This window comes from Psychromonas aquatilis, assembly GCF_038155185.1.
GTDB classification, from domain to species: domain Bacteria; phylum Pseudomonadota; class Gammaproteobacteria; order Enterobacterales; family Psychromonadaceae; genus Psychromonas; species Psychromonas aquatilis.
Genome location: NZ_JBAKAZ010000272.1, coordinates 1 through 229, shown reverse-complemented (window position 1 = coordinate 229; position 229 = coordinate 1). Strand labels below are relative to the sequence as shown.

1 pseudogene is annotated in these 229 nt (G+C 39.3%); it reads right to left on the bottom strand.

Annotated elements, in window-relative coordinates:
* Positions 1–229 (bottom strand): annotated as a pseudogene (locus V6256_RS15545) (cbb3-type cytochrome c oxidase subunit I); the annotation flags it as partial.

Here is a 229-nt window from a genome sequence, read left to right as displayed (position 1 = left end):
GAAAATAGGAATTTTCATTAGGGTCATACCAGTAGCACGCATTTTAAATACAGTTACTAGGAAGTTAACATAAGTTAACAAGGTACCAAGTCCCGATATCTGCAAGGCCCAAATATATTAATCGACCCCCACCCCAGGGCTAAAGGTCAACTCCGATAGCTGAGGATAAGCAACCCAACCAGTCTTAGCAAATTCACCTAATACCAAAGAGATATTCATTAATATTGCA